The organism is Paenibacillus sp. E194 (assembly GCF_000935845.1).
In the GTDB taxonomy this organism is placed as follows: domain Bacteria; phylum Bacillota; class Bacilli; order Paenibacillales; family Paenibacillaceae; genus Paenibacillus_B; species Paenibacillus_B alvei_B.
This window is the reverse complement of sequence record NZ_JMDX01000276.1, coordinates 1-6,802: the sequence shown is the minus strand read 5'-3', so window position 1 is coordinate 6,802 and position 6,802 is coordinate 1. Positions and strand designations below refer to the sequence as shown.

Below are 6,802 nucleotides of genomic sequence, written 5' to 3'. Positions count from 1 at the left end.
TTCAGAGGACTGCAATGCACGTGCCAAGTCGTGCGCTTTGTCGTATACGCTCATCATTCATTACCTCCCGCAAAAAATACAATCTTCAGCATATCATAGTTCTATACTACTGTCCTCATCCAAATATGACGTTTATCCGACAGCTAACAGAACAAAAGCCTGCACCAACCCAATAATGCCTCCAAGCAAAGCCCCCAACCATGTAATTGCTCGGAACTCCTTGCCCGACACACTTAAAATGATCGTCTCCAAACGTTCAATCGGGAATTGCTCCACCTGAGTACGTACCACTTCCTGCAAGCGGGCCGCGCGAACAATAGCATCCAGATTACGATCCAACAGCGCGAATGCTGCCTCCACAGCTCGTGGAATATAGCCGCTCCACACTGCCTCATACTTGCCAACCAGATGCGCTGGTTGAATCTCGCCAAATCGATCGATCCGCTTCGGCCACTGAATCATCGCAGCGGCTTGGCTCACAATAAAATCAAGGGAATTCGTCTCTTCGGGCAAATCCGCCCACGATCGAACAATCTGAGCAGGTGTCTCTTGTAGCCATTCACCAAGTTTCGATAAAATGAAACCTGCAACGGTCGCTCGAACTTTAGGCGAGCGAAGCTGTTCGACGAGCACAGGCATCATCTTGGTTACGAGCTTATCCTCATCCACAAATATCGCTGCCATAGCGCCAAAGAAACCTGAGGCACGATCAATGACATCCTTCGCCAGCTTCGTCATGAGCAGTTGTCCCTGCAACGAGGTCAATTCCTTCTCCAACGATGACAGCATCACAACAGCGGCTTTGTCTGCCCATTTCGCAGATGACTGCTCCCACCCTTCTGGAAGCCATTCAACCAGAGGGCGCTCATCCCAGCCTTTCCCCTCGAGCCACTTCTTAACCCCATTTGCCGTCCATTCCTGCAATCGATGCGCAGATTGATCCCGAATCTCATCCCATTCCTTATCTGGAAACAACTTGACCGCCCACTCTTTAATCGTTCTGTCATCTTCCGACCAATTCTGAGTCATGCGCAGAACCGTTTCTGCCGCCTTCTCACGAGTATCGGGTCTGTTCAGCATCGTACGGAGTCCATCACTTGTGACCAAATATTCGGATACAACATCACCGAAAGAAGCGGCAATATCCTCTCTGCGTTTCGGAATAAGTCCTGGTGTAAATGGTATGCGCCAGCGGCCAATATACATGGCTTTGCGCGGATGAAAAAGCATTTTGATCGCAAAATGGTTGGTAACCCCACCTACGATAGCAGCAACGACAACACTAAAACTGATAAACAGCCATACCGGCATGTCTATTCCCCCTTTTTATTTCCTTCACTAGGTCAATCACCAAGGGAAATATGTCCTCATATGATGAATTAACGTATACGGTCTATCTGTATCGACCCATGCAGATGGGATCGTATGAATGACTGCAAGTTGTTGTTGGAAGGAGAACCTCCATGTCTAAATCAAAAGTGACGCTCCAGTTGATCAGCTCCAGCCTCTTGCAAGACGATGTGCTCATGTTGGGAGAGGCTTATGTCAAGCTGTGGAAGGTTCCTGTCAACCAGCCGCTGACTCTGAAGTTCGGTTCCTTCAAGCAGCGCGTGACAGTAATATCCGTCTCCCGCTTCGACGGGCTACGAATGAATCACTCACTTGCACGAAAGATGGGGCTAACGAACGGCCAGTCACTGCGTGCGGCCTACAAGACATCGAGCCAAACCTTGAGCCTTGGACCGCTTATTGGTGTATTAGTAAGCCGTGATTATCCGAGCATGCCGGATAAGCCATTCGGTTCTATTACCTCTTTCTGCAAGGAATTGGTTGATGCATGCCAGCTCCAAGGAGCATGGGTATGCTTCTTCACACCCGATCATATCCAAGACCTCCACAACGTCAAAGCGTGGGTCAATACCAATGGTAGCTGGCAACGGGTTACGATGCCGATACCGGATATTATCAACAACCGATTGACGTCACGCAAGCTGGAGAACAAACCTAGCGTACAGCATTTTATGAAAGAAGTAAAATCCCGATATCAGTCCGTTGTCTTCAATGAAAAATTCTTGGATAAAACAGAAGTGTTCGAAGCACTCAGACCTCATGCAGAGCTATCCAAATATTTGCCGGAGTCTTACTCGCTCCGTACCTTCTCCACCTTAAAAAGCATGTGCAGCCGTTATACTACTGTGTTCTTAAAGCCCGCACGCGGCAGCCTTGGCAAAGGCATTATTCGCATCACCCGGCTCCCGGATCACAGTTATCAAGCCTTATATTCCACCTTAAACGGAACAAAACGGCAGCAGTTTAGCAGTCTTACTAAGGTCTTCTCCAGCCTATCTGGCAAGTTGAAGACAAACCACTACCAAATTCAGCAGGGACTGACGCTGATCGATCACAGTAGGCGTCCGGTGGATTTCCGAGCACTCGTCCAGAAGAACGCTTCTGGCAAATGGACGATCACTTCGATCGTCGCCCGCATTGCGAGCAATCAGCACTTTGTATCTAACCTGGCACGCGGCGGCTCACTCAGTACCGTGAAGGAAGCCATATTCCGTACGAACCTGCCTCCTTCGGTGAAGAATGATGTAAGTGCACGGCTGAGGCGAGCTGCACTTGATATCGCTCAAGGAGTAGACACTTATATTCCCGCTCATTTCGGTGAGCTCGGCATCGATCTTGCTGTAGATAACTCGGGGAAGGTCTGGCTCCTCGAGGTCAATTCCAAACCATCCAAAAACGACAACACACCTTTAGGTGATCGAAAAATACGGCCCTCTGTGCGCAAAATCGTGGATTACTCTCGATTTCTAACCGGGATCTAAGGAGGTGGCAGCAATGAACATGTCAGAACCTTCCGCGCTGACGCTTGGCGTTCTGCAATGTGAAGGCACAGGAACGCTGCCATTCGCGGAGGCAGAATACTGCCGCAAACTTTGCATCGCCGGTCGCAAGCATGGTATCCGTGTTATCGTGTTCTCCCCGTTATGGATACATTGGGGTGACTGCACCGTTCATGCATTTGTATATGAGAAGTCTGGATGGGAACGGCGTACATTCCCCCTTCCCGGCTCGCTTATGACAGATGCTCCTACAGCAATCCGCAGCAATACCGTAAAACACAAGCTGCCATCATCCGTATGAAGCAGTTGGCGAATGTCACGCTTCTCGGCATCGGCTTACGAGGAAAATGGGGTATCTATCGTTCAATGCGCAAGGATTCATCCCTGTCCCCCATACTGCCTCCCACTCGGTTGTTCGCAGGCATCTCCAGTCTTGCTGCTCTGCTGAATCGTTATCATGGCGGCCTATTTCTGAAGCCACATGGCGGCACTCATGGAAAGTCCACACTGCATGTACGCTACCGCGACAACGATAAGGAGAAGAGTGATTCGATATCAGATGCTCCTCCCGGCACTTTGGAGCTTCGTGGAAGGGACGATGATAATCATCCCATACAACACAGCTTCTCCCGGCCTCAGGAAGGATTCGCTTGGATCGAACAATTTGTCGGCAAGCGCAGATTTGTCATACAACCCTATTTATCATTGGTTACCCAAGAAGGAGAGCCGTTCGATGTCCGCGTTCTTATGCAAAAAACGGAAACGGCCGTTGGGTTCTAACCGGTATGGCAGCAAGGGTCGGCCAGCCTGACAGCGTCACATCTAATCTGCACGGAGGCGGTCGCGCCGTCTCGGTCATACCATTCTTGGAAAGCCAATTCGAACCGAATCATGTTCATCGGCTTATAGAACAACTGAGTACGTACAGCGAATACATTCCACCGCTTCTGGAAGCCCAATATGGGCGAATATGCGAGATCGGCCTCGACTACGGGATTGACCGCAAGGCTCGCCCTTGGCTGCTCGAGGTCAATTCCAAACCTGGCAGATCCGTATTCAGACACACCGGAGAATACGAAGCTGCCCTGCAATCAGTGGAAAATCCCATCTTGTACGCACGCCATGTGTTGGTTCGGTACCTTAGGAGGGTCTGTTCATGAGTTTGACGGTATGCAACGTCCATTTGACGCCAAATTCCGAAAAAATTTTATATGTATCCAACTCCTTATTAAAACAGCTCAAACTTGCCGGCAAAAGATCGGTACGGCTCAGGCTCGGGAAGACGATCATTCCTGCATCAGTCAGACCGATCCAGAAGCCCGGCAAGCATCTCTATGTATCGGCAGGATTACGGTCAGCCGTACGCATCCCTAAGTCTGGATCTGTATTTCTGCTGAATGAAGCTGAAGGCGACATTCACATCGGCCCTCTCATTGGTATAATGTCTGACGGAACGTCCCGCTCATCTTCAGCCCCCTTCGGCAGCCGTACTGGGTTTATTAGACAAATCCTTCGCACAGGCAATAAGAAGGCATATGTGTTCGCATTCGCTCCCCGCGACATTAATTGGAATAACGATACAGTGCTTGGCTATTTTCTTAGCCCTTCGGGGGGCTGGATAAGGCGCACAGTACCGCTGCCTGATGTCGTATACAACCGCTTGCCTAGCAGACGTGCCGAAACATCCGGTTCCTACAATACGCTTCGTGACCGGTTCACTCGCAAAAAAATTCCTTTCTTCAACTGGAGCTTCTTCAATAAATCGGATGTATATGCCCTGCTTAAGAATGAATTAGAAGCCAATCAGCATGTTCCAGAATCCGTCATGAATCCTTCATCAGACACGATCCGAACCATGCTGGAACGACATCAGTTTGCCTATTATAAGCCTTCTGGAGGCAGTCTTGGCATCGGTATCTATCGGCTGACCTACTTGCCGAAGAAGGGGTTCTTCGCCCGGTATACTTCAAATGGCAAGAACGTACTCCTTCGCTTCCGCTCCTTCTCCAGTCTGATGCGCATGCTCGAAGCGAGACATGGACGCAGCCTGCGCAATTATGTCATTCAACAGGGCGTTCGCCTGATCGAGATCGACGGATGTCCGATTGATTTCCGTTTCCATATGCATAAGAACGGAGAAAACAAGTGGGCGGTGGTGGGCGTAGGGGCCAAGAAGGCCGGCAAAGGCAGTGTAACTACTCACGTCAAAAATGGCGGTAGACTCATGACTCCTTCCCAGGCGCTTCAACGTGCATTCGGAGAACGTTCAGACGAAGTGCTCGACAAGGCGAAGAGGATCGCCATCCAGTTGGCGGAAGCAATTGAACGAAATCATCCGCATTTGATCGGAGAGCTCGGCTTCGATATTGGGATTGACCGTGATGAGCAGGTCTGGATGTTCGAGGCAAATGCGAAACCGGGACGCTCGATATTCAAGCACCCTTCCCTTAAGAATGAAGGGCAAGCTTCCATTGAACATATTTTGGATCACTGCCTGTACCTAAGCAAATTCCGCAGGGGGGAGATCACGTGAGTGGGAACGAACAAACAGCACAAACACCTGTCATTGCAATTCTAACGATGGATGATGACAGAGAGTACTTCCGCGGCAACCGAGATAATTTCGCCGATATTATCAAAAAGGGCAGAGAAATGGGGTTTACTGTTTTTCTCCTAACAGTTCGGGATTTGAAGCTTCACGCGAAGCGTGTCATCGGTTATTCCTATGAGAATAATGTGTGGAAGCAGGAGTGGTTCCCGCTTCCGCACGTTATCTATAATCGTATCCCACTTCGTGAGGATGAATGTCTTCCAGCGGTTCGCAGCAAGATTAAAGAAGTGCTCGCACATCCTTCGATCAAGTTGTTCAACCCATACTTTTTCAATAAATGGCACTTATTCGAATGGCTGAAAAAATCGAAAATTACGAAAAAGTATATCCCTTCAACGAGACGGCTGAAAACCTCGGCCGCATTAGGTAAAATGCTGCATAAACATCCTTACTTGTTCTTGAAGCCGGAATCCGGCAAAGCAGGCGCAGGGATCATGACACTTCGCGTGAACCATACCAAGGCACTCAAGTACCGTCTGAAGATCCAGGAAAAAAAGAAGAGCGTATCGTATAAATGCGCTACGATCTCGAAGCTATGGAGCCGTATTCGTAAGGAAGCCGGCGCCCACGACTATATTGTTCAACAAGGCATCTCACTTGCTGCCAGCAATCGTCGCCCCTTCGATCTTCGTGTCCTGATTCAGAAAAACGGCCGGGGACAATGGGAGGTTACAGGAGTGGGTGCACGTGTCGCAGGTACAATGAGCATTACGACACATGTGCCTCGCGGCGGTAGTATAGACGACCCGGAGAAGCTCTTAATCTCTGTGTTCGGTAATGAGCAATCTAAGCGCATCATGATTCGTGCCAGACATGCTTCGCTGATTATCGCAAGACAGATCGAGCGTGCATCCGGGCATCTACATGGAGAGATGTCTATGGATTTAGGTGTCGATGCTGGCGGAAGCATTTGGTTCTTCGAAGCAAATGCCAAACCGATGAAGTTCGATGAGCCTCATATCCGCCAACGTTCGCTCGAGCGTATATTTCAATACTGCCAATATCTTGCCAAATTAGGCGGATAAGGGACGGGAAGAAGGTGATACGGCTTGAGTCAACCGACACTCGGTATATTGACACTATACTTGAATGAACGAAAGCATCTGGAAGAGCGCCTCATCTATCAGCGCATGATCACAGCCGGCAAAAAAATAGGACTCGACGTGTATGTGTTCACACCACAGGATGTTGATGACCAACATCGACGCATTCACGCGATGTGTTATCATCCAGCAACGAGGCGCTGGACACGGAAATGGACGCGTTTTCCGAATATGATATTTGATCGATGCCGTCTCCAAAACAGCCATCGCTTCACTCAGCTTCGCCGATTCCGCAGCAA

5 protein-coding genes and 2 pseudogenes are annotated in these 6,802 nt (G+C 49.6%); 6 read left to right on the top strand and 1 reads right to left on the bottom strand.

Annotated elements, in window-relative coordinates:
- Positions 1-132 precede the first annotated feature (132 nt).
- A complete protein-coding gene (locus AZ66_RS24975) occupies positions 133-1,311 on the bottom strand; it encodes a DUF445 family protein (RefSeq protein WP_044357358.1) in 1,179 nt (392 codons plus the stop codon).
- Between the two features lie 152 nt (positions 1,312-1,463).
- Between AZ66_RS24975 and AZ66_RS24970 the strand changes: the two genes are divergently transcribed.
- From AZ66_RS24970 to AZ66_RS30965, 6 genes and pseudogenes are all read left to right on the top strand, one after another.
- Positions 1,464-2,831 (top strand): YheC/YheD family endospore coat-associated protein, encoded by a 1,368-nt coding sequence (locus AZ66_RS24970; RefSeq protein ID WP_044357357.1) that lies wholly within the window; start codon positions 1,464-1,466, stop codon positions 2,829-2,831.
- A gap of 13 nt (positions 2,832-2,844) precedes the next feature.
- Positions 2,845-3,150 carry a hypothetical protein gene (locus tag AZ66_RS33110; RefSeq protein ID WP_231587039.1) on the top strand — a complete coding sequence of 102 codons (306 nt, stop codon included), beginning with the start codon at positions 2,845-2,847 and terminating at the stop codon, positions 3,148-3,150.
- A pseudogene (locus AZ66_RS33915) lies at positions 3,048-4,009 on the top strand (YheC/YheD family endospore coat-associated protein). Before AZ66_RS33110 ends, AZ66_RS33915 begins: the two are co-directional and overlap by 103 nt.
- Positions 4,006-5,382, top strand: a complete 1,377-nt coding sequence (locus AZ66_RS24960; RefSeq protein WP_044357356.1) for a YheC/YheD family endospore coat-associated protein — start codon at positions 4,006-4,008, stop codon at positions 5,380-5,382. The pseudogene AZ66_RS33915 and the gene AZ66_RS24960 overlap by 4 nt, the downstream one beginning before the upstream one ends.
- Complete coding sequence (locus tag AZ66_RS24955) at positions 5,379-6,485, top strand: YheC/YheD family endospore coat-associated protein (protein ID WP_044357355.1); 1,107 nt, start codon at positions 5,379-5,381, stop codon at positions 6,483-6,485. Before AZ66_RS24960 ends, AZ66_RS24955 begins: the two co-directional genes overlap by 4 nt.
- A 24-nt stretch (positions 6,486-6,509) precedes the next feature.
- Positions 6,510-6,802, top strand: a pseudogene (locus AZ66_RS30965) (YheC/YheD family protein); the annotation flags it as partial.